The 24,492-nt window shown below is 45.0% G+C and carries 13 protein-coding genes and 1 pseudogene; 12 read left to right on the top strand and 2 right to left on the bottom strand.

Annotation, left to right across the window (positions count from 1 at the left end):
* Nucleotides 1-8: 8 nt before the first annotated feature.
* The 5 genes from ACR1R9_RS13650 to ACR1R9_RS13630 all read left to right on the top strand — a co-directional run bounded on the left by ACR1R9_RS13650 (nucleotide 9) and on the right by ACR1R9_RS13630 (nucleotide 9,039).
* On the top strand, nucleotides 9-1,538 hold the full coding sequence (locus ACR1R9_RS13650) for an MDR family MFS transporter (RefSeq protein ID WP_433923419.1): 1,530 nt from the start codon (nucleotides 9-11) through the stop codon (nucleotides 1,536-1,538).
* A 66-nt stretch (nucleotides 1,539-1,604) separates the two neighbouring features.
* Complete coding sequence (locus tag ACR1R9_RS13645; RefSeq protein ID WP_433923420.1) at nucleotides 1,605-2,360, top strand: SDR family NAD(P)-dependent oxidoreductase; 756 nt, start codon at nucleotides 1,605-1,607, stop codon at nucleotides 2,358-2,360.
* A gap of 466 nt (nucleotides 2,361-2,826) precedes the next feature.
* Nucleotides 2,827-3,624, top strand: a complete 798-nt coding sequence (locus tag ACR1R9_RS13640) for a sulfite exporter TauE/SafE family protein (RefSeq protein WP_433923421.1) — start codon at nucleotides 2,827-2,829, stop codon at nucleotides 3,622-3,624.
* 189 nt (nucleotides 3,625-3,813) lie between these two features.
* On the top strand, nucleotides 3,814-6,198 hold the full coding sequence (locus tag ACR1R9_RS13635) for a polyprenyl synthetase family protein (protein ID WP_433948941.1): 2,385 nt from the start codon (nucleotides 3,814-3,816) through the stop codon (nucleotides 6,196-6,198).
* A 201-nt stretch (nucleotides 6,199-6,399) separates the two neighbouring features.
* The gene (locus ACR1R9_RS13630) at nucleotides 6,400-9,039 is read left to right on the top strand and encodes a PAS domain S-box protein (RefSeq protein WP_433923422.1); all 2,640 of its coding nucleotides are present in this window, start codon (nucleotides 6,400-6,402) and stop codon (nucleotides 9,037-9,039) included.
* A 105-nt stretch (nucleotides 9,040-9,144) separates the two neighbouring features.
* Here ACR1R9_RS13630 and ACR1R9_RS13625 read toward each other — a convergent pair whose 3' ends face one another.
* Complete coding sequence (locus ACR1R9_RS13625) at nucleotides 9,145-10,911, bottom strand: ABC transporter substrate-binding protein (RefSeq protein ID WP_433923423.1); 1,767 nt, start codon at nucleotides 10,909-10,911, stop codon at nucleotides 9,145-9,147.
* A gap of 148 nt (nucleotides 10,912-11,059) precedes the next feature.
* On the opposite strand from ACR1R9_RS13625, the gene ACR1R9_RS13620 reads away from it, so the two are divergent.
* The 4 genes from ACR1R9_RS13620 to ACR1R9_RS13605 all read left to right on the top strand — a co-directional run bounded on the left by ACR1R9_RS13620 (nucleotide 11,060) and on the right by ACR1R9_RS13605 (nucleotide 17,140).
* A complete protein-coding gene (locus ACR1R9_RS13620; protein ID WP_433923424.1) occupies nucleotides 11,060-12,280 on the top strand; it encodes an MDR family MFS transporter in 1,221 nt (406 codons plus the stop codon).
* Nucleotides 12,281-12,760: 480 nt separating this feature from the next.
* Nucleotides 12,761-13,492: a Stf0 family sulfotransferase gene (locus ACR1R9_RS13615; protein WP_433923425.1), complete on the top strand. Its 732-nt coding sequence runs from the start codon at nucleotides 12,761-12,763 to the stop codon at nucleotides 13,490-13,492.
* Between the two features lie 136 nt (nucleotides 13,493-13,628).
* The gene (locus ACR1R9_RS13610) at nucleotides 13,629-15,374 is read left to right on the top strand and encodes an ABC transporter ATP-binding protein (protein WP_175382673.1); all 1,746 of its coding nucleotides are present in this window, start codon (nucleotides 13,629-13,631) and stop codon (nucleotides 15,372-15,374) included.
* On the top strand, nucleotides 15,371-17,140 hold the full coding sequence (locus ACR1R9_RS13605) for an ABC transporter ATP-binding protein (RefSeq protein WP_433923426.1): 1,770 nt from the start codon (nucleotides 15,371-15,373) through the stop codon (nucleotides 17,138-17,140). Before ACR1R9_RS13610 ends, ACR1R9_RS13605 begins: the two co-directional genes overlap by 4 nt.
* A gap of 104 nt (nucleotides 17,141-17,244) precedes the next feature.
* On the opposite strand, the gene cyoE is transcribed toward ACR1R9_RS13605, so the two are convergent.
* On the bottom strand, nucleotides 17,245-18,168 hold the full coding sequence (gene cyoE / locus ACR1R9_RS13600; RefSeq protein ID WP_373561693.1) for a heme o synthase: 924 nt from the start codon (nucleotides 18,166-18,168) through the stop codon (nucleotides 17,245-17,247).
* A 397-nt stretch (nucleotides 18,169-18,565) separates the two neighbouring features.
* Between cyoE and ACR1R9_RS13595 the strand changes: the two are divergent.
* From ACR1R9_RS13595 to ACR1R9_RS13585, 3 genes and pseudogenes are all read left to right on the top strand, one after another.
* Nucleotides 18,566-19,495, top strand: a pseudogene (locus ACR1R9_RS13595) (NAD(P)/FAD-dependent oxidoreductase).
* A 273-nt stretch (nucleotides 19,496-19,768) separates the two neighbouring features.
* On the top strand, nucleotides 19,769-23,011 hold the full coding sequence (locus ACR1R9_RS13590) for a bifunctional cytochrome P450/NADPH--P450 reductase (RefSeq protein WP_433923427.1): 3,243 nt from the start codon (nucleotides 19,769-19,771) through the stop codon (nucleotides 23,009-23,011).
* A 241-nt stretch (nucleotides 23,012-23,252) separates the two neighbouring features.
* Nucleotides 23,253-24,470 carry an MFS transporter gene (locus tag ACR1R9_RS13585; RefSeq protein WP_433923428.1) on the top strand — a complete coding sequence of 406 codons (1,218 nt, stop codon included), beginning with the start codon at nucleotides 23,253-23,255 and terminating at the stop codon, nucleotides 24,468-24,470.
* Nucleotides 24,471-24,492: the final 22 nt, after the last annotated feature.

Genomic DNA, 24,492 nt, shown 5'->3' with positions numbered 1-24,492 from the left:
AAATAATCATGGTAAAAAGCAATAAATTAGGCGTTATTCTTGCAGGCTTGCTGCTTGCCATTCTCATGGCTTCGATGGATAACACCATCGTTGCCACTGCAATTGGTACCATCGTAGGTGATCTTGGTGGATTTGATAAATTAATGTGGGTCACCTCTGCCTATATGGTTGCAGAGATGGCGGGTATGCCGATCTTCGGTAAACTATCGGATATGTATGGCCGCAAGCGATTTTTCATTTTTGGAATCATTGTATTTATGATTGGTTCTGCATTATGCGGGACGGCGGATTCCATCATTCAGCTCAGTATTTATCGTGCGATTCAGGGAATCGGCGGCGGGGCGTTGATGCCGATCGCATTTACCATTATGTTTGATGTCGTTCCCGTAGACAAACGGGGTAAAGTGGGGGGACTATTCGGTGCAGTCTTTGGTTTATCCAGTATTTTCGGACCTCTTCTCGGAGCCTATCTGACCGATTACATTCATTGGTCCTGGATTTTCTATATCAACCTGCCACTTGGTCTGATCGCCTTTGTCATGATTGCATTCTTCTATAAAGAATCCGTGGAGCATTCCAAACAGAAAATTGACTATTTTGGCGCATTCACACTGGTAGCTTCCATCGTATGCCTCATGTTTGCACTTGAACTTGGAGGCAAGGAATACGCATGGAATTCCAGCATGATCGTGGGTTTGTTTGCTGCGTTCGCCGTGCTGATGACTGCATTTGTGTTCATAGAGCGCCGAGTGGCAGAACCAATTATTACATTTAGCATGTTCAAAAACCGGCTGTATTCCACCAGCAATCTGATGGCCATATTTAGTGGTGCAGCCTTTATTACAGCTTCCATCTATATCCCCATTTATATTCAGGGTGTACTTGGTGGATCGGCCACCAATTCCGGTCTTGTTCTTCTGCCGATGATGCTTGGATCGGTTGTGACAGCTGCGGGTGGAGGAGCCATGCTTACCAAGCTCAGATACCGCTCCATCATGTTACCTACACTCGCGCTGCTAGTTATTGGTATTGCCTTGCTGACAACGTTAACGACAGATTCCTCCCGATTTATGGTGACTATCTTCATGATTCTGGTTGGTCTGGGCATTGGGTCTTCGTTCTCTGTATTGAGCAATGCAGCCATTCACGGTTTCTCAGCAAGACAGCGTGGTTCGGCCAGTTCAACACTTAACTTCAATAGGGAACTCGGTATGACGTTGGGAATCACGGTATTTGGTATCGTACAAAGTCACGTATTTACGAGTAAATTGGTCTCCTTCTTTGGAAATAGTAATGGTAGTGAGCAGGGTGGTGGCGTAAATCTGAGTGATCCTAGCTTAGTCCTAAAACCGGACACTCGTGCTGATATTCCTGCGTCAATGTTGGATAAGATTACAGAAGCATTGTCCTCATCCATCGTTCATACGTTTGCCTGGGCCATCATTCCGGCCGTTATTGCTCTATTGGCTGCTTGGTTTATGAGTAAGGAAAAATTTGACCCTGCATCCGAGTCAGATGAATATTTAGCTTCACACTAGCAAGACTATGTAATGGATTTGTGTGCACGATATGACAATATGTTCTTATCAAAGGAGACCTGCGTTATGTCTGAACAAAATGGAAAAGTAATCATTATCACCGGCGGAGCGAGTGGTATTGGTAAAGAAACAGCGCTTCAGCTTTCGGATCTGGGTGCAACGATTGTCTTAGCAGACTATAACGAAGAGGGTGCGAGAAAGCTTGCATCGGAGATTGAAGCAGGTGGCGGCACAGCCGGGGCATACAAAGTGGACGTTTCCAAAGGAGACGAGATCAAAGCTCTGATCGATTGGACCGTAGAGAAATACGGAACATTGAGCGGTATTTTCAACAACGCAGGTATTGGACTCGTGAAGCCATTTCTGGAGATGGACCCGGAATCCTATCATAGAGTAATCGATGTTGACCAACACAGTGTGTATTACGGCATGTATTATGGCGCCAAAAAAATGGTTGAACTGAATGTACAGGGTACCATTGTTAATACAGCTTCGATCTATGGCAGTATTGCTGCGGTGGGAAGCTTTAACTACAATGCAGCCAAGGCAGCTGTCGTAATGATGTCCAAATCCGGTGCCTTGGAACTTGCTGAACATGGCATTCGTGTGGTTGGTGTAGCGCCAGGCTTCATTGAGACACCGATTCTGGGTGATGACAAAGCGATGAAGGATGCACTTGCCACGCAACATATGCGGGGAGAGCTCATTCAACCGGAGAAAGTTGCGAGTGTGGTTACCTTCTTGTTCAGTGATGCTGCAAGTGCAGTGAATGGTTCAACGATTGCAGTCGATGATGGATTCCTCAGCTTCAAAACAAAATAAGATTTGGACAGTAAGGTAGTGCAGTCCGTTTCTGAAAAATAAAAAAAGGTGCAGAACGAAAAAATCGTTCTGCACCTTTTTTTGCAATCCATATAAGAAGAGTATTTATTATGAAAATAATTCTATATAGTCATCCCGGTAGTTCAGAGATCATGATACAATAAGCAGGCATGCGTCTTTTATCATTTTGTGGTGTCATAGACAATACGCACACCGAGAGAGCCATAGCTCTCTTCTTTATAGTGACATTGGGAGCATGTTTTTGTAGCGCATAACGCATCACTGTGAACTTGTAATTTTTCGTTGCATAGTGGGCATTTATTTTCAAAAAGAGTCTTCAACACGTTAAACATGCTTAATCACTCATTTCGGATTAATTTACTTGGTTTTTATTATAGCCGATTATTTTAACTGCGTATACTGTTTTTTGCATCTGTTTTACACCGCAAGAAAGGAAGAAAAACCGATGGATACTCTGCTTTTTGTCATCATGTTTATACTGGGTCTGATCGGTTCCTTCTTCTCGGGTTTGTTGGGTATAGGTGGAGCCATAATTAATTACCCACTGTTGTTGTATATTCCTTCTCTCATGGGGCTGGAACCATTCTCGGCACATGAGGTGTCGTCGATCAGCATGTTTCAGGTGTTTTTTGCTTCACTCGCTGGTGTGATTGCCTACATTAGGAGAACAAGGAAAGGGGAGAAGAGTGAAGCTCTTATTCATAAAGGTCTGGTGGCTTATATGGGCTCCAGTATTCTTGTCGGCAGTCTGATTGGCGGCTTCATATCTGGTCATTTGAATGGAGAAGTCATCAATCTGATCTATGGCATTCTCGCCATTATCGCGATTGTACTTATGCTGATTCCCGGTAAGGGAACAGAAGGCTCGGCTCGACAGCTGACATTTAACACATATGTTGCCACAGGATCGGCTCTTGCCGTGGGAATCGTCTCGGGAATTGTTGGTGCGGGTGGTGCTTTTATATTGATTCCGATCATGCTCACCGTGCTTAAGATCCCTACCCGGACGACCATTGCTTCTTCGCTTGCGATCGTGTTCATCTCCGCCATTGGTGGGGTGGTGGGAAAGATTATGGGTGGAGACATTCCGCTTGAGCCCATCATATATACGGTTATCGGGAGTCTGCTTGGTGCTTCACTCGGTTCCAAAGTGAGTTCAATGATTAATGTGAGACTGCTTCGGTATGGACTGATGGTTCTTATCGCCATTACAGCAGTGAAGGTATGGTCTTCGATTTTGTAAAACCACATAGGATTGCAGCGTCCATGACGATTTCGTAACCAAACGGATGGAATGCCGTATAAAGGGTATGAACATGAGCTGGCGAATTTGTTGTTGCATGAATTCACATCAGTTTTCGTCCATGGAGCACCCTCAAACTCCTTTCATGGATACATGTTTAACATTATGAGAAGTTGAGGTATCCATCTTATGAATAACGTACTCACAGATCAGGCTGATGCAGGATATCGGCTGGCTGAGCAGAAGGCGGCTCAGTATTTTACTTCTCTTCAAGAACAACTTCTGAATAACACGTATACCACTGCACTTACACAAGATATTCACTTGTGGCAAAAGAAACATATCCAACCGTTTTCCTGGTTATCTTTTTTATCACCAAGTCAAAGAAAACCGGATTCCCGGGATGCTCATAGATATATCCATTGGCTTAATGTTACAGGCAAACTGGATGATTACCTGGATCGCAGTATTTCTTACATTTATATGCGAGATCTGGGCAAAGCACTGGATTCCTCGGATACCCAGGCACGCATTCAGCGTGTCGCTCAGGCTACCAAAGCGTATTTTATACGTTCAAATACAACCCATCACAAGGGAAGTCCGGATTATATTAGTCTGGCCGCCTTGTATCGATGGGCTCAGAAGGAGAACGTGGAAAAAGCTGTTATCTGGATCATCAGCAAATTAAAAAATGTCGCTTCCAATATCCCCAAAGAACTGGATGCAGAACAGGCGCAGCGCAAACTGCTCAAGATCATTCTTGGCGTTGTTCTGCATGTGAACGATGATATGAATGATGAGACTCCCCAGGCAGAACGTTCCGAGAGGCTGGATGCTGCGATTCGGCTTGGTTATTCTTACGGACTGACCTATCCATTTATTGATGACCTGCTGGATTCGCAGGCGTTGACTGCGCAAGAGAAGGAACAGTATTCTCTCTTGATCCGGAATGCGCTTCTCACAGGGATCGTGCCGGATATCGGCGAATGGAAGGGAGCGAATCTTCAAGTCATTCAATATGTTCATGGTGAGCTGCGTGATGCGTTTGAGTACATCAAGGACTACCAGCGCCCTGAGATGCAGCGCACGTTCTTCGAGCAATCTTATGTATTCTTTCAGTCTCAGGAAATAGATCGGGCCAAGAAACTGTCCAACGCGAATTATTCCAATGAAGAACTTTATATTCCGATTATTATTAAATCCTCATCCTCCAGACTCATTGTTCGCTCTGTGCTCAGTGCATCTGTGGATGAAGGTTTTGATCTGCGGACATTCTACTATGGCATATATAATCAGCTCGCGGACGATTTCGCTGATATGTTTGACGATATGGAGGAAGGGGCAGTGACCCCGTATACCTACTATCTGAAGTATCGTGACCTGCGGCCTGATCTGATCAATCCGTATGAGCTATACTGGGCGGTTATCTCTTATCTGATTCATGAGGTGTACCATTTGGATGCGAAGACCCGGGAGGTCATATTGGATCGGGCTATTAATGGTTTAAAGCGTTGTAGAGAACGTTTGGGTCAAGAACAATACTATGAAGTGATGAACATCTTTGCCTCCGGACAACCGGAATTCAATCGCCTCATTCAGCAAATGGTGCGAAAAGCCGATGATGTGGATTTCTTGGATAAATTGCTGCGGGATCAAGTTATCCTCCAATTGCAGAATGACAAGCGTGAAAAACAGGATTTTCTGGATACGATTCGTACGGTTCGTGAACAGATCAATATTGAATTACAGATATCCAAACCGGGTGGACTTCCGGAGATGAAAGGCACGCTTATTGATGCAGCGAATTACAGTTTGCAAGGAGATGGAAAACGGCTAAGGCCGATCCTAACCTGGGTGATGGGTGTACGTGAATATGGACTACATGAATCGTCTATCATTCCTCTTCTGAGATCACTGGAATACATGCATACAGCTTCACTGATCTTTGATGATCTGCCGACCCAGGATAATGCTTCGACCCGCCGAGGCCGTTCGACCTTACATCAGGTGCATAACAGCGCAACAGCGGAGTTGACAGGATTATTTCTCATCCAGAAGGCCATTGGCGAGCAATCTTCCCTTAATCAGTTTGATGCCGCAACCGTGCTTACCCTGATTCAATATTCCGCTGAAAAAGCAGAGGATATGTGTATGGGGCAGGCGATGGATCTGAATGCCAAAGGAAAAACGCTCACTTTGGAACAATTGAACATGATCTGTTTCTACAAAACGGGTATTGCTTTCGAGGCTGCACTTGTGATGCCAGCTATTCTGGCTCAGGTGAAGGAACTGGAGATTGCCTCCTTAAAGAAGTTTGCGTATCATGCAGGTATCGCCTTTCAAATTAAGGATGACCTGCTGGATCTGGAAGGGGATTATCAGGTACTCGGTAAGCCGGCAGGACAGGATGCGCGGAACAACAGCTCAACCTTTGTATCCATTCTGGGCGAGGATGGCGCGAAGAAAGAGATGTGGGAGCACTATTGTCTGGCTACCGAGGCGCTCAACGAAATGCCAAAGCCGATTTCTTTTCTGAGACATTTGTTGGATTACATCATTGGACGGGAGCGTTAAAATCTTCCCTGACTAATCCCATTCCCATGTTCAGCATGGTTAAATATGAAATAATACAAAGTTGCCTGGATTCGAATACAAATAGAATCCAGGCCTTGTTTTGCTTATTGACACAAACTTTTAGGAAATGATATGTTTCAACAATTGAAAAATCGGGTATTAAGCAAATATTGTGTTTATACACCAAAAGGAGAGCTTAAGATGCAGGTTCAAAAGGTCGATCATCACGAATTGTTTGAGCAGATTTATAATCAAGCACCTATTGGGATTGCACTTGTTGCTCCAACAGGACAGTGGATGAAAGTGAATCCTGCTTTTTGCAGTATGCTGGGTTATACAGCTCAAGAATTAATCCATCTTCATTACCAGGAGATCACCCATCACGATGATTTTGCACAGGATCTGAAGTACGAAAGCGCACTGTGTGAAGGCAAATCGCAAGAGTACAGGTACGAAAAGCGTTATATTCAGAAAAATGGAGATATTTTATGGATATCAATGCATGTATCATTGGCTCGGAACGAGGTCAGCGGTGAACCGTTGTATTTTATCTGCCACGTTGTAGATATTACGGAACATAAAACAACCGAACTAAAGCTGCTTCAAACGGAAGAAATGTTCAAACTTATTTCCGATAATGCACAGGAAATCATCTATATTGCAACTTTTGACGGTATTTGCCGCTATTGTTCTCCTTCCATTTATAATCTGCTTGGTTATACGCCAGAAGAAGTGGTGGGCAATAACAATACCGCTATTTTTCACCCGCAGGACCTGGAACGTGTCTCCCAGATCGATTTGAGCACAGGTCATATGTTGAATATGCAGGTTCATCATAAAGATGGACATCGTCTTTGGTTTGAAACCACCTATAAGGTTATCGGGGAGCCTGGGCAAGAACAACAAATCCTTGCCATTGGTCGAGATATATCGGAGAGAAAGAAACATGAGGAAATTAGTGCAGAAGCTGAACGGATAGCCATGATCGGCAGTTGGGAGTGGAACATGCTGAGTGGCCATGTTTCCTTGTCTGATCAGATATTCGAGATTTTTGGCTTAGATCAAAACAAGCTGTATAAGGCCAGCGATATCTATTCATTCATGGAACCGACAGAGGGGCAGCGATTGAAGGCATGTATTGAATGGGTGAAAACGGGTCAACCGCTTGATTTTGAATATCGACATCTGGGCTCTGATGGTAAAGAAAAGTACCTTCATCTGCGAGGATTAATTACCTTTGATGAAGATCAACAACCGATACAGTTAAACGGAACTTTGCAGGATATTACTGAGCGTAAACTCGTCGAATTCAAACTTCAGGAATCGGTGGAACGATATACTTCACTCAAAAAATATAATCATGATGCCATCATTTCTTTTGATATGGACGGTAATATCATAAATGCCAACCCGGTAGCTATGAAAATGACCGGATGCCCGGTTGTGGAAATGATCGGAACCAGTATATGCAGGTTTATCGGACCGTATCATCTTGGACTTATTCTTAATAGCCAGTATGAGATGGCTGAAAAAGAAATCAATGCCATTCAGCACGTAAATGGTTCTGAGACAGAAGTTTTGGCAACGCTTGCGCCTATCATTATTAATGAGAAAAACGTAGGGTTCTACCTGATTGCCAAGGATATTACGGAACAGAAAAAGCTTCTTGTAGCCAAAGAGACTGCCGAACGAATGAATAAAGCCAAAAGTGAGTTTTTGGCAATGATGAGTCATGAGATCCGTACACCCATGAACGGCGTAATTGGGATGACGGATTTGCTTCTGGATACGCCTGGACTTAGCGGAGAACAAAAGGAATATATTGAGATTATTCAAAAGAGCGGGGATTCACTGCTTGCGATTATCAATGATATTCTGGACTTTTCCAAAATAGAGTCGGGTAAAACCGATCTGGTGGATGAGCCGTTTGATCTTAAGGAGATTGTGACAGAGACGGTTAAGATCGTAACACCAATGATTCGGGAGAAACAGTTGGATCTTCGTTTAAGCCTGGATGACGCCATTCCTGTTCCCTTGTTTGGGGATGCTTACCGTCTAAAACAGGTCCTAACCAACATCATTGGTAATGCAGTAAAGTTCACCCCGGAAGGCAGTATTGAGATCGAGGTGAAGGTTATCGGACAAGAATACAATGACGTTCAATTTCAGTTTAAGGTGAAGGATACAGGGATAGGAATTCCAGTGGAGAAAAGAAAGCATTTATTCGAAGCCTTCTACCAATTGGAGAATTTCATGACGCGTAAGCCTCAAGGTACTGGACTTGGACTGGCTATCAGTAAGAAGCTTGTAGAACTTATGCAGGGTGATATCTGGATTGAGGATTCGGACGATCCGGGGACCACATTTATGTTTACAGCATCGTTTAAAGCCAGCAACATGGAGGAATTCAACAGATTCGATCTACAACAGAAAAAGAATAAAACAGATCAACTTCGAATTCTAATTGCCGAGGACAATGAGGTGAACCAACTTGTTCTGCGCCGGATGATTGAGAAGAAAGGACATCTTGTCGATTATGTAGTGGATGGAATAGAGGCAGTGGAAGCTGTCAAACGAAGTGCGTACGATATTGTGTTCATGGATGTGCACATGCCTCGGCTGAACGGATTCGAAGCGACCAAAGCGATTAAGGAATTAATGCGGCCAGAGGCATGCCCTTATATTGTTGCAGTTACTGCGAACGCAGTTAGAGGGGATATGGACAAATGTCTGAAGGCTGGAATGGATGCGTATGTTAGCAAACCCATTAAAAGTGAATCCATTATGCAAGTGATGGAGGAGTTTTACAAAATAAAGAAATATCCCACTGCATACAATTGATTTCCATATTCCGTAGAAACGGATTTTTGAATGGCAATGGAGCCGCTCCCTTATCGATGATAAGGGAGCGGCTTTTTTTGCACGTTCATATCTCAGAATGCTAAACTACTGATTTTTGATCCATAGTTTGGAGATATCCATGAACCCAAACTCAGCGGTATGAAGGCCAAAGAGACTTTGATTAAGTAATGCTTTTTTATTCATATGGCAGCCGTACAATATCCAGCAGTTATCGCGAAGCAAATCCTCTGCTTCATTGAGCAGCGACGACCTTTGCTCTTCATTTTGCTGAAGGAAATTTTCCATTTTTTGATAAAATACGGACTGTAAATCGGGAGATAAACAAATATGAAAATAGTTACGTTTGTTGATGAAGAAATTAATCATGCCAAATTGCCAGTCATCTTCCAAAACTTCTTCTGCGATAATTAGGTCGGCTTCGCTTGTTTCTCTCACATTGGGAAATTCAACGAAGGGTTGCAACTCAATACATAAACCGATGCTGGATCCGCGCTGTTTAAGCCATTCTGCTTCTTTTTGGTCTTTAGCTACAGTATACGCAAGTATGATTTTTTCTCCCCGGTATCCGCTGCTGTACAGGAGCTCACGGGCATCCTCAAGTGAAGACTCGCGCCAGACATGCTCTGCGCTTTTCCAGGGAAGAAAGCTGTTTGCCGGTGTAATTCGATTGCTGCCAAGTTCCCTCACCAAAGCGACTGGATCGAAAACAATGCGCATGGCTTGCCGAAATTCCAGTTGATGGTGAATACCGGTTTTACGAAAATTAATCAGCATATATCGGCATCCTGTTGCTGGATAATCAACACTGTTGCTCCCCGTATCGTCTGTAGCCAATTTAAGTCGGTCTGTTCCTGGTAACTCATAATGACGTTCATAAGGACCCAGATTGGGCACAAACCAGATATCTACTCGATCCAGATGAGGACGGATTCCATAATAGGCATCGAATGCGCTTATGATCAACACCGTTTCATTTATTTCATTGATCCGAAAAGGTCCGGTACCGATTAATTGTTGGGTTACATCGACATCATAGGGGAGAATCGTCATTGAGACACAACTAAGCAAGTTCAGGAAAAAACGATTAGGCCGACTTAGATAAAAGCGAATGCAGTAATCCCCGACAACTTCGGTACGCTCAATATCCCGGTATAGCCAAATGAATGGACTGTCTACAGTGCGCAAGCGCTCTAATGTAGCTTGGACATCTTGGGATGTCATTACCCGACCATGGTGGAATCGCACACCTTTGCGCAGATAGAAAACCCAAACTCTGTGATCCTCGTTGTACTCCCACATATGCGCCAGATCCGGCAGGAAAGTTCCTGTTTTGGCGTCATAGGTGATTAGCGTGCTGCATACCTGCCCAAGCAGATAGGTTTCAAAAGCAGTATACACAAAAGCAGGGTCCAGCTCTGCCAATCTTCGTGACCTTACCATGCGAAGCACGTCCTGACCGGAAGAGCTCTCGGCATGACTGTGGAATCCCATCTGTTTATTTAACGAATTCAGCAGCCGCTCCCGGAGAGCATCATTCTTCTCTGTGCTGCCAATCAACTCGATTGCTTCCTTCATTTTGCCTCTGCCCATGAGCTCCAAAAAGCTCTCTTCGAGCGCCTCATTCACACTGCGCAGCAATGTCATCTCAGAATGATGACCCCGGCCACGCCCGGGCTGCCAGTGAATAAAGCTTTGTTCTTCCAGCTTGCGCAGAATAAACTTCACGTTTCGTGGAGTGCAGCATAGGGCAGCCGAAAGGCTTTCGATCGTTACCGGAACCGCTTCATGAAATTGAAGAGAAAGTTCTTTTGCTGTGGCGAGACGCAGATAGTGGGTTGTTGCTGTATCCATATGAATGTGCTCCTTCATAAAAGGTGAAATGTGCGCATGTTTTCTTACACTTTTATTTCCCCCTTTGATCCATACAATTATACATAAAGGGATAGGGCAAAGGTAGCCCATCTGAGACAAAAACATCTAGAACAGGAGAACCATACGCATGAAGCAGCATTTACGTCAAATTCACCCTTTAGCCTGGACCATCATTGTTGGAACGATGTTTGGACGTCTTGTTACGTCCATGAGCATCCCGTTTTTATCCATTTATCTGACTCAGGTACTGGGAGCTACACCCACACAGACTGGAATTACCGTCGCGGTCAGTTCTCTGGCGGGGGTTATGGTCAGCTTTTATGGAGGTTATATTTCCGATCGAATCGGCCGCAAAGTGGTCATGATGGTCTCCGTATTTGGCTGGGCCTGTGTTTTCTTCATCTTTTCAGCAGCTGAGCATCTGTGGGTATTTTTTGTGGCCAATACGTTAAACGGTTTATGCCGCGCCGTGTTTGAGCCCACGTCACGTGCACTTCTATCGGATATTACTCCACCACAAAATAAACTGCTTGTCTTCAACCTCAGATATGCGGCCATTAATCTAGGTGTCGTGTTTGGACCGATTATCGGTCTTCAGCTTGGATCAGCGGAGTCTACATTTCCGTTCATGATCTCCGGGTTGGTATATATCGTTTACGGCTTGGTTTTGTTCCTGCAATTTCGATTGCAGCGTGCAAATCTGCCGGAACATGTTCAGGTCGCAGCACCTCGTTTACGAGATGCACTGGCTACTACGGGACGCGACCGTGTATTTTTGCCAGTACTTATCGGAACTACGTTTTGCGTACTCGGGTATGGGCACTTTAGCTCGACCTTGGCTCAGTATGTGGCCCAGAATCCTCTCTTTGAACATGGAAGTCAAGTGTTTTCCTATATGCTTTCACTCAATGCGTTGACTGTGCTTGTAATCCAATTCCCGATTGTGCGAGTGGCCAGCAAATTCCCGCCGGTTGTACCCCTCATACTTGGAAACGTGCTGGTCGCAACAAGTCTGTTCCTGTTTGGCATAGCTGAAGGTGTTATGTTGCTGATGATCAGTGTCATTCTGTTCACCATTGGGGAAGTGCTCATGTTCACCATGATGGATATGCTGATTGACCGTATTGCCAAACCTGAATGGAAAGGGACCTACTTTGGCACGATTGGATTCAATAACTTGGGGAGCGTCATGGCACCGATTCTTGGAGGGCTCCTATTAACCCAATTTGGGACGGGGAATGGTCTGTTCGTTTTTGTACCGCTGGCACTGACCACTGCACTTGGACTGCCTTTTCTTATCGTAGCGCATAAGCGTCTTGTCGTCAGGGAGAGGAAGGTTAATGTTTAATCTCAGAGAAATTCCCTATCTGGGTTATGATCGTTGAAATCGCCGCATAAGATGTTCAGTGGCATGAAGGAAATAACAATTGAGTTAATATTATCTTGACGGATTACAGTAGAGCGAATACAATAAACAACAAATATGTGTGACGGGTGGTTAAGATGAACATGTTCCAGACAGGGCGCATTCTGAATCGATAACTGAATACGCATGAGCAAGTGACTTAACCAATTTTTTTGTGTTGGCGTTTAGACAGTCATGTTTGTGCACCCCTGTCGTGGACGCTCATCATTATTGCGTGCAGAGGAGAAATCCGGAAACGCTTCTTATTTCATATGATTCTCTTATTGTTACAAGCTGTAGATGACATTAGTTCATCTATGGCTTTTTTGCATGCATTCCACCCAATTTGTTGCACATAGAAGGGAGATGTTGTAGTACTTTTTGGCGGGAAATCACCCCAAGGGGAGAAAGAGAGGCAACGATATGAAACGACCTAATCAAAGTTATACCATTTGGTTTTCCCAACGAACCGGCAGTACTCTGCTGGGTGAAGCCTTAAGTTCTACGGGTGTGGCAGGATATCCGAGCGAGTGGCTGCATTATCAGCATAAGAGCCCAGACACATTAAAGCGTGAAGATCTGGAGCAGATCTGGGATCAGGGAACAACATCGAACGGAGTATTCGGAATCAAAATTAATTTTGAACAACGATGGATTGACGCATTCCGAAGTCTCTATAGTCTGCCAACAACGTTATCGCGGGCTGAGGTATGGAGTACGGGCTTCCCTAATTGCACCAAGCATATTTACATGACGCGTCGCAACAAAGTCAGATTGGCTGTGTCATGGTGGAGAGCCATTGTCTCGGGTGAATGGCACCGCAAGCACGGAGACAGCCCTCAGGTACAAGATATTGCAGATCAATATAACTTTGATGCGATTAAACATCTGCTTGTGGAGAGTAATATGTGCGAAGCAGCAATTGAAGATTTCCTGTCCGAGTCAGGTATTGTGCCGTTGACGATTGTTTATGAGGATTTTATACAGGATTACGAAGGGACCGTCATGAAAGTGCTAGCGTTTTTGGATGTTCAAACTGACGGTGTGACCGTTTCGCCCCCTTTCTTTGACCCGATCGCAGACGAGATTTCTGAACAATGGGTGCAAAGATTTCGGGAAGAATGCCAGAGGGATTGGGAGAATGTTAAATGGTAAACACACTAGATAAGATTCATCCACGAGTTGGAAATGTTGCATTTATTGTTGTTATGTATGATTCATCTTAGTGAGGGAGCAAAATGCTTTGAATCACCACAATGAAAAGAAATGTTATACGAAGGGGTGAGGGGTTATGCCCAAAACAGAGAAACGCTCCATGTCCTGGCTGCTGCAATATCTAAAACCAGTCAAAGGCCGATTGGCCATACTTATGGTGATGTTGCTAACGTCAACAGGGCTGCAGCTCCTGAATCCACAGATTATCAAACGATTCATTGATACAGCGGCAAGTGGGGGAATCCTTTCTAACCTGATCCAGCTTGCCGGATTGTTTCTAATTGTTGCCGTCGTAAATCAATTGATTACAGTAGCCGTGAGTTATCTGGGGAATGATGTGGCCTGGCGAGCAACGAACCGGTTACGGGGAGATCTCCTGAAGCATTGTCTGCGTCTGGATATGCGGTTTCATAATGTGAAGACGCCGGGAGAGATGATAGAACGGGTGGATGGTGATGTGACGAGTATCTCCAACTTCTTCGCGATGTTCATTGTGCAGGTGGTGGGGAGCTTTGTCTTGCTTGCCGGAATTCTCGGATTTATGTTCACTGTAAACGTACCGATTGCGATCGTCATGACGGTGTTTACATTATTATCGATTCTATTTATGGTGTTCATTCGGAACCTGGGAGTAAACTCTTCCAAAAATGAGCGGGAAGCGAGTGCATCCTTGTTCGGATTAATTGAAGAGCGTATTGCGGGAATTGAAGATGTTCAAGCGAACGGGCATGTCCCGTATGTGATGAATCGCTTTTATCGTACGATGCGTGTTGTATTTCAAAAAGGAAGGAAAGCCTGGCTGCTTCGGGTGATTCCATGGAATACGACGGTCATTCTGTTCGCACTTGCAGTCACGGCAGTACTTCTGCTCGGTGTTCATTATTACATGCAAGGCATCATCAGCATCGGAACCCTGTTTCTGATATATCAATACACACAGATGCTTAATGATCCGATTGAGATGCTGGGCGATCAGGTTCAAGAGTTTCAGAAGGCGAAATCAGGTATGCTTCGATCAAGAGAACTGTTGTCTTTACGCAGCGAGATCGAGAACGGAAGAGAAGATCAGCTACCAGAAGGGCCGCTTGGTCTGGAATTCAAACAGGTGAACTTCAGTTATAACGAAGATAAACCTGTATTGCAGAATATTAACTTTGCCATTAAACCTGGCGAACGACTTGGCATTATCGGTCGTACCGGTAGCGGAAAATCAAGTCTCAGTCGGGTACTTCTGCGCCTGTACAATCTGGATAGCGGAACAATTCGTGTGGGTGGCAAAGATATTACAGAGCTTACCTTGCCTGCACTTTACCGCAGGGTTGGTATGGTTACTCAGGATGTACAGCTGTTCGACGGTACGTTGCGAGACAATTTAACGCTGTTCAATCAGGATGTCTCGGATCAGATCATTAAGGAGACAACGGATCGACTTGGATTAAGTCATTGGATTGAATCACAACCGGCAGGGTTGGACACCCATCTGAAGGCAGGTGGTTCTTCATTGTCCGCTGGGGAAGCTCAATTGTTTGCCTTGACGCGAGTATTTCTGACTGAACCAAGTCTGGTTATTCTCGATGAGCCTTCCTCACGGCTGGATGCTGCTACAGAGAGCATGCTTCAGTCTGCCATTGATCAGTTAATGAAGCAATGTACGGGAATTATTATTGCACATCGCCTGGCTACTCTGGAGAAGGTCGATCAGATTATGGTATTGGGTGATGGCAAGGTACTGGAATTCGGAGCCAGAGAAGTGCTCGCCAGCGATCCGGCGTCACATTATGCCAGATTGCTGATTACAGGGCGAGAGGAGGAATTGGCGTGAATGTAACAGGATTCATAGGCCGTTTATTTCGATTCAGGCCTTTTCTATTTTTGATCAACGGATTGTCATGGTGCATATTCCATTCTTTGCCGTTGGCAATAGGGATCGGGATGCAGTGGTTCTTTGACCGGGCAACGGCGGGTTCCAGTGATTATATGTGGCTGGCAGCTCCGCTGATCTTCATTGCTTTGATCAGAGCGGTAAGAGTAGGGACGTTTTTTGCCGCATTCTATGCATGGATCACGTACATTTACCATATTCAAGCCATTCTGCGTACCAATATGCTCGCTGGGATTATGCGCTGGCCAGGACGTAATCTGCCGGCTTCACCGGGGGAGGCGATGAGTCGCTTTCGGGATGATGTGGATGAAGTGGTTGAGTACGTAGAATCCTGGGTGGATTTTTGGGGAAGGCTCGTGTTCGCTATTGTATCCATCGTCATCATGGCGAACATTAATTGGAAAATCACTTTGGTAGCTGTGTTGCCACTGGTAATCGTAACGTTGCTGAATAACTTGTCTGGTAATCGGGCTCGTCGATATGCACAGGTCAATCGTGAGTCGACAGGACGAATCACCAGTTTCATTGCTGAAACCTTTGGGGCTGTGCAGGCACTGAAACTTGGGCAGGCAGAAGAGCATGTCTCTACTCGCTTTAACAAACTCAATGAAGAACGTCGTCAAGCTGCACTCCGGGATAATCTGTTCAAACAGTGGATGAGATCACTTAATCAGCATGTGCTCAGTATCTGTACAGGTCTCATTCTCCTGATGTGTGCGGCCGAGATGAAATCCGGCAATTTCACCGTAGGTAATTTTGCCTTGTTCACCAGTTATCTTGCCAATATTGGCTTTAGCATTTCATTGTTTGGCTATATGGTATTCCAGCATAAACGGCTCAAAGTATCTTTTGACCGCATGCGAACCCTGTTTCGTCCTGGGGAGGAAGACCGGATCATGGATTTCAGAGAGACGTATCTGAATGAAGATCCGCCTGAGCTACCTAATGAACAGAGAGATCCCAAAGAGAAGCTAAGAGAGCTGGAAATCAGCAATCTGGCGTACCAATATCCTCATTCTGCAAATGGAATAGAGGATATCAGCTTCCGTGTGAAGCGGGGACAATTTCTGGTCATCACTGGACGGATCGGTTCTGGCAAGTCGACTCTGGTCCGCACACTTCTGGGACTGCTGCCCAAACAGGAGGGTACGATTCGCTGGAATGGCAAAGATGTCGATCCCGCTACCTTCCTGATGCCGCCTAGAGCAGCATATACGCCGCAAGTACCTCGATTGTTCAGTGATACGCTGAAAGAGAATATTGTTCAGGGCAAACAGGGTCGTACGGAAGTCGCACTTGCAAAAGCCATTCGATTGGCTGTTATGGATAAGGATATTCAAAACCTGGATCAAGGACTCGAAACGTCCGTAGGTCCAAGAGGTGTCATGCTGTCAGGCGGTCAAATTCAGCGCGCGGCTACCGGACGTATGCTTATGACGGAAGCAGACCTCTTCATCTTCGATGATCTGTCCAGTGCGCTGGATGTGGAAACCGAGCAACAGGTCTGGGAAGGTTTGTTCGAGGAGCCAGATGTCACATGTATTGCGGTATCTCACCGCAGAGCAGCACTTGCGAAGGCAGATCATATCATCATCATGAAGGATGGACGAATTGAGGCCGAGGGCAGCTTATCAGATTTGCTTGCTACTAATGAAGAGATGCAGCTACTTTGGCAAGGTGAGCAAACACCGGTTAAAGTGGGATAGGATAAGATATACGATTTATAACAAATGAAAAAAGCCGTACAGACAACTCTTTTTGAAAGAGTTAAGATCTGTACGGCTTTTATTATTGCTCATTTGGTCAATCTTTATTTGATCAGCGGTGCAATCAATGAATACGCAATGATGACCAGGAAGATAATCGTGATGTGATTAATGGAGAAAATAAACATTTTATGCGACCATTTCTTGGTTTCTTTCTTATCGAAAGTTGCCACACTAAGAATAAGCCAAGCCAAACTTACCAGAAACGCAACAATGGCAATGAACGGACTCATCGGCCAGAACAAGAAGCTGGAGAACAACAACAATACCAGATAAACATTTGTCTGGATGTATGTCCGTCTGATACCTTTTACAACAGGAAGCATCGGAACGCCAGCCGCTTTGTATTCATCAAATCTCCGGATGGCAATGCCATAGAAGTGAGGCATCTGCCACAACAGCATGGTAACAACCAAAGCCCAAATTTCATAATGACCCAGTTCTGGCGAAATGGCTGCCCAACCAATGAGTGGAGGAACAGCGCCTGAAAGACTTCCTACTTCCGTATTGTATACCGTTGTTCGTTTGGTCCACATCGTATAAGGGAACACGTACAACAACAGTCCCAATATGCCAAATACGGCAGCCGAAGGGGAAGCGATATACAACATGATGCCCCCGATAATCGTAATGGCAATACCGAGGATCAAACCTGTTTTGGTATCTACACGACCAGTTACCGTTGGGCGTGTTTTGGTGCGTTCCATGATCGCATCGATATCCCGATCATACAAATTGTTAAACACCCCGGCCGCTCCAATAATCAGGGAAGACCCGATAACAGAGAGGATAATGGGTACAATATTTGCTAAAATAGATGCATCAAATACATACAAAGCCAAACTTAAACCGGCAAACATGGCGATCAGATTGGATTTGATGATTCCGATCTTGATCGTATCAAAAAATACTTTCGGAATCGAGCTAGTATACTCCAGGCTGATTTCGGGTCGTGCCCCTTTATTCAATGTTTTCAAGAACTCACTTCCTATATCTATACTTATATATCTCGTGGTTTTATTATAGCACTCAATACAGTATGTGAATTAATTAACGATTTAGTATTTAAAATAATGTCATTTGATTGTGAACAATTTAAAAACAAGGTTTTTTTTAATTGTTAAAAATGATTTTCTGTGATACAGGTCATTGAAACCAAATAGCAGGGATAACAAGAGAAGCATATTTTTCTTGCATGTTGAGCATTATTTGTTTATTGTAGATATAAGAGATCTTTAATGGTATTAAGTGATCTCGTCTTGCATTGTTTCTATTAAAGAACAGCTGCTGGAGACAAGATGTAATCAGTATAGGGCTTTTTTTGTAACGATAAAGGATATTAAATATCTGGAAAGGGTGTTAAATATGGATCAAAAGATGGATGTATTAATTATAGGCGGAGGACCAGCGGGTCTTAATGCTGCACTTGTACTAGGACGAGCTCGCAAACATGTTGTGGTCATAGATGATGAACGCCCACGTAATTGGGTTACGCGTGAAACACACGGTTTCCTGACGAGAGATGGTGCAAGTCCACGTGAATTTCGGAAGGTTGCGAAAGAACAGATTAGCGCTTACCCGTCCGTTCATTTTGCAGGGGACACAGCGACTTCAGTGACAGGAACAGATGGTGATTTTCAAGTTACAACGGCCCAAGGAGAAGTCTATCGCACAAAGAAAATTTTGTTTGCAGTTGGAAAAAAAGACCTTCCTCTAGATATTAACGGGTTGAAAGAGGTATATGGCAAGAGTGCTTTTGTCTGCCCTTATTGCGATGGTTGGGAATTAAGAGATCAACGGCTTGTCATCATTGTGAATGGAGCCAAGGCATTTCATATGGCCAAGACGATCTCGGGCTGGACAAGCGAGTTTACCATTTGCACGAATGGACCTGATGAATTGACGGATGAGCAGAGGGAGGAATTGAAGCAGCATGGTGTCCCGATATGGGGCTCTCCAATTCAATCTATTGAATCAAGCGATGGTATGGTGCAGCAAGTGGTGTTAGAAGATGGTACCGAAATCTCGTGCACCGGGATTTTCTTTGGACCGAAACTAACGGCTTGATCAGAACTTCCGCAGACGATAGGCTGTGAGGTTACGGATGCGGGTACAGTCGTTGTAGATGATTTCGGCAAAACAACCGTACCGGGTCTGTTCAGCGCTGGAGATGCAGCATCGGAGTTGTACCAGGCCATTACTGCGGCGTCCCTTGGTGCATTAACCGCTGTAACGATTAACAGTGAACTTAATATGGAAGCCTGGGATGAGCGCGGTAAACATTTAAACCCGTAGAATTACGATGTACAATTTCTTGTCCAGTACTTTGCACAAACGATAAGTCAACAAAATAGATCTGATCAAAAAGGGAATGCAAAAAAGCAATTCCCTTTTTGTGTTTAATCATCTTTTAGTAGATCTTTATTAGTTCTTCTCCATCGATAAGTGGACTAGTTCCGACCGTTTTTGTCATAAACCCAATATTTGATTTTCATTTGTTTTCGGTTTATTATTGTATCAAATGATAGATGATACTATCATTTTAAACTCTGGGAGAGGGTGTTTAAAATGAGTATTGCAACTAACGTTCCACAGCCCAAAATGTATGGACCACTCGGGAATCTGCCCTTGATTGATAAAGAGAAACCAACATTGTCCCTTGGGAAATTAGCTGAGGAGTATGGACCGATATATCGACTGACCGTTCCTGGTTATTCCGGTTTGATCGTATCTGGCCCAGATCTGGTAGCTGAATTATGTGACGTATCTCGATTTGATAAATTTGTATACAATGAACTCGAGAATGTACGTGCCTTTGGAGGTGATGGTTTATTTACAAGCAGAACATCCGAGCCAAACTGGAAAAAGGCACATAATATTTTGCTTCCCACCTTTAGTAAACAGGCGATGAAGGGTTATCATCCGATGATGGTCGACATAGCCGAACAATTGATAAACAAATGGGCACGTTTGAATTCCAACGACACCATTGATGTAGCAGATGACATGACACGTCTTACGCTGGATACCATTGGACTGTGTGGTTTCAATTATCGATTTAACAGCTTTTACAGACAGGATCACAGTCCTTTTATCGAAAGTATGGTTCGTGCATTAAATGAGGCTATGCAAAAAAGCTCACGCTTGAAAATCCAAAATCTGCTGATGGTGAAAACCAAGCGACAGTTCGAGGAAGACATCCAAACGATGTTCTCATTGGTCGATCAGATTATTGAGGAACGTAAAGCAAGTGCTGCTCCTGAAGAGGTTGACTTGCTCGCTCGTATGCTGAATGGCAAAGATCCGGAAACCGGAGAAACGCTGGACGATGAGAATATTAGGTATCAGATTATTACGTTCCTCATAGCCGGACATGAAACGACGAGTGGTTTGTTATCTTTTGCCCTTTATTTTTTGCTGAACAATCCAGAAGCACTTCAAAAGGCCCATGATGAGGTGGATCGGGTGTTGGTAAGTGACTCTCCACAGTACGAGGAAATCCTTCAGCTCCCATATATCCGCATGATTCTCAGTGAATCGCTGCGTCTATGGCCAACCGCTCCCGGATTTGACGTCTATGCCAAAGAAGACACTGTCATCGGTGGCAAATATCCGCTGAAAAAAGGGGAGAGCTGTAGTATTCTTCTGCCTCAGCTTCACCGTGACAAAGGAGCCTGGGGAGAGGATGCAGAGCTATTCCGGCCGGAACGTTTTGAAGATACGACTCAAGTGCCTCATCACGCGTATAAACCGTTTGGCAATGGGGAGAGAGCATGTATCGGTATGCAGTTTGCTCTATATGAAGCAACCCTTGTACTCGGTATGGTACTAAAACATTTTGAACTGGTTGACTATAGTGATTATAAGTTGGATGTGAAACAAACGTTAACGTTAAAACCAGGCGATTTTCGAATTCAGGTGAGAGTACGTACTGTATCATCGAAACTGATTGCTTCTGTTGCACCCTCGAATGAAAAGCCGAATCAGGGTATTCATACAAATGTAACTGGTCATAGCCCTATTATGGAATCTATGACGACTTCAACTCCGGTAAATGCCAATCCAACATTACTGGTACTATATGGCTCCAATCTGGGGACGGCAGAAGGCATTGCCAGAGTTTTTGCAGAGAAAGCCCGTACCTATGGAATTCCAAGCGAAGCCGCAGCATTGAATGAATGGATTGGCCGTCTGCCCAATAAGGGGATCGTTCTCATCGTGACAGCTTCGTATAATGGTAAACCTCCGCAAAATGCAGCGGCATTTATCGAGTGGTTAAAGGAAGCCGAGTCAGAGAAGGTGCAAGGTGTGACCTATGCAGTTCTGGGCTGCGGGGATCGGAGCTGGTCTGGTACCTACCAGAGCATTCCTCGATTGGTCGATGAGAAGCTTGCGAGCTTGGGAGGCAACAGGCTGATAACTCGGGGAGAAGTCGATGCAGGCGGGGATATGGAGAAACAAGTGGAAGAGTGGAAGCGGGTGTTGTGGCCTCAGATGTTAAACGCGTTGGGGATCAGCGAGGAATCGATGGAGCACTCCTCACGAGGTACACTTCAAATGGAATTCGTTCGCGAGAAAGCCGATCTGCCACTTACACGAACCTACAATGCCAGCTATGCCACTATAGTGGTGAATGAAGAGCTTCAGGCAATGGATAGTGGGCGGAGTACACGTCACATTGAGATGCTGCTGCCTGAAGGCATGACCTATAAAGAAGGCGATCATCTTGGCGTATTGCCCCTGAATGCAGATGAAATCGTGAATCGCATCCTGCATCGTTTTGGATTAAAAGGAGAGGTTCAAATCCAATTAACTTCGAACGAAATACAGTTTACACATCTTCCTCTAAACCGTCCTGTCAAAGTGAATGAATTGCTCCATTCCTGTGTTGAGCTGCAAGCACCTGTTACAAGGGCGCAGCTTCAGGAGCTGGCCAACCATACGGTGTGCCCACCTCATAAACGCGAGCTGGAAGCGATGCTTGAAGAAAACAACTACAGGGAACATATACTTCAAAACAGAACTACCATGCTGGAACTGCTGGAAAAGTATGAAGCCTGTGAGCTGCCGTTTGAAAGATTCCTTGGAATGCTGCCTCCACTCAAGCCCAGGTATTATTCCATATCCAGCTCTCCACACTTCAATGCCAAGCAGGCCAGTATCACGGTGTCCGTTGTGAAAGAGCCTGCATGGAGCGGCAATGGTGAATTCCGTGGTGTGGCTTCATCCTATTTGGCCGAATGCCAGACGGGAGAGAGTATTTCGATGTTTGTACGTACGCCAGGGTCCGGATTTGAGCTGTCAGAAGAGCCGGATGTTCCAATTATTATGGTTGGTCCAGGGACGGGGGTTGCACCGTTCAGAGGTTTCCTGCAGGCCAGATCTGTGCTGAAAGAGAGAGGATTGCCACTGAGTGAAGCACATTTGTTCTTTGGTTGCAGGAATGATTCGGATTTCATATATCGTCAAGAACTTGAACAATACGAACAGGCAGGCATCGTCAGGCTGCACACCGCTTTTTCGCGTGTTGAGGGTACGCCCAAAACGTATGTTCAGCATCTGATGTTACAGGAAGCCGAAGCTTTACTTCATTTACTTGATGCCAAAGGGAGAATCTACGTATGCGGGGATGGAAGCCTTATGGCTCTCGCCGTGGAAGAGACTTTGCGGCAAGCATATCAAAAGGCGAAGGGAGCAACCCGCCAGGAGGCGAAAAATTGGCTCAATCAGCTTCAGTCGGAAGGGCGTTACGTCCAGGATGTGTGGGCAGGTAAACGAGCCGTTGATTCGGCTAAGGCTCCTGTAAGTTGAGAAATGTTAAGATGGAGGCGGCGATAAACCGCCTTTTTCTTATGTCCAAAAACAGCCGCAGATCTGGAGTTTCTAATCCAGATCTACGGCTGTTTTAATTTGGCTGATACGATCTATTGACAAAGAAAAATTTTTGACGCAATATAATAAAATAACTTTATAAAGTATATAAATAAAGTAATTGACTAGCATTATTGTGTTTCATTTACTTTTAATTTATATGCAGGGAAGGGATCTATTTATGGCAACTTGGTTTCTTATCATTATCTACCTTGCGTTTATCAGTCTGGGGATTCCGGACTCCCTACTAGGTTCAGCCTGGCCCGTAATGTGGCCTGAACTTGGCGCTTCGTTTGGGTCAGCAGGAATTCTGTCGATGGTCGTTGCAGGGGGAACTATCGTTTCAAGCTTGGCAAGTGGCACGGTGATTCAAAAATGGGGAACAGGCAAGGTTACGTTAATTAGCTGTTGTCTGACTGCCGGAGCACTCCTTGGATTTTCCTTCGCCCCTTCATTGGTGTGGCTCGTCATTCTTGCCATTCCGCTCGGTCTAGGGGCCGGCGCCGTTGATGCTGCACTGAATCATTATGTCGCAGAGCACTACAAAGCACACCATATGAACTGGCTGCACTGTTTCTGGGGTGTTGGCGCGACGTCAGGGCCGATTATTATGTCATATTACATTGCGGAACATCATTCCTGGAGAAGCGGCTATACAGCTGTAGCTGTCGTCCAGTGCTGCCTCGTCCTGATTTTGTTTGCCACGTTGCCGTTGTGGAAGCGTGTGGCTGCAAGTCGGGAGCGTGCGAGTCTGAACAACGAATCAGATCATGTGCAAGCAGACAACACGTTAGTACAGCATGAGGAGAGACCCGAACGGAATGTATTGAAGATTAAGGGAGTCAAAAACTCACTGATTGCATTTCTGTTTTATTGTGGCGTGGAGACGACGGTTGGTTTATGGGGAGCCAGCTATCTGGTAGGAGCAAGAAACATTTCGGCAGAAACGGCTGCGGGATGGATCTCCTTATACTACGGTGGTATTACGATGGGCAGGTTGATAACAGGCTTTATCACGTTAAAAATAAAAAATCGGGTGTTAATTCTAGCGGGTCAAGTGACTGCCATTGTGGGCGGAATCATCTTGCTGCTTCCATTATCCATTTCGTTTGCGCTGGCAGGATTTATGCTAATTGGATTGGGGCTTGCCCCCATCTATCCCGGACTTCTTCATGAAACTCCAGTTCGATTCGGCAAAGCGAATTCTGCTCGATTGATGGGATACCAGATGGCACTGGCATACACAGGAACTACATTGCTTCCTCCGCTTTTTGGCGTTCTTGCTGCGAAAACCAATATCGGATTTTTCCCGCTGGTTGTACTTGTTTTTCTTATCCTAATGCTAGCCAGCTCAGAGCAAGTGAATCGTATTTTGAAAAAGAGGATTCTAAATGGGTAGAGCTGTTACGGGTGTAACAAGC

Source organism: Paenibacillus taichungensis, assembly GCF_050994985.1.
In the GTDB taxonomy this organism is placed as follows: domain Bacteria; phylum Bacillota; class Bacilli; order Paenibacillales; family Paenibacillaceae; genus Paenibacillus; species Paenibacillus taichungensis.
This window is presented reverse-complemented; position numbering and strand designations above follow the sequence as displayed.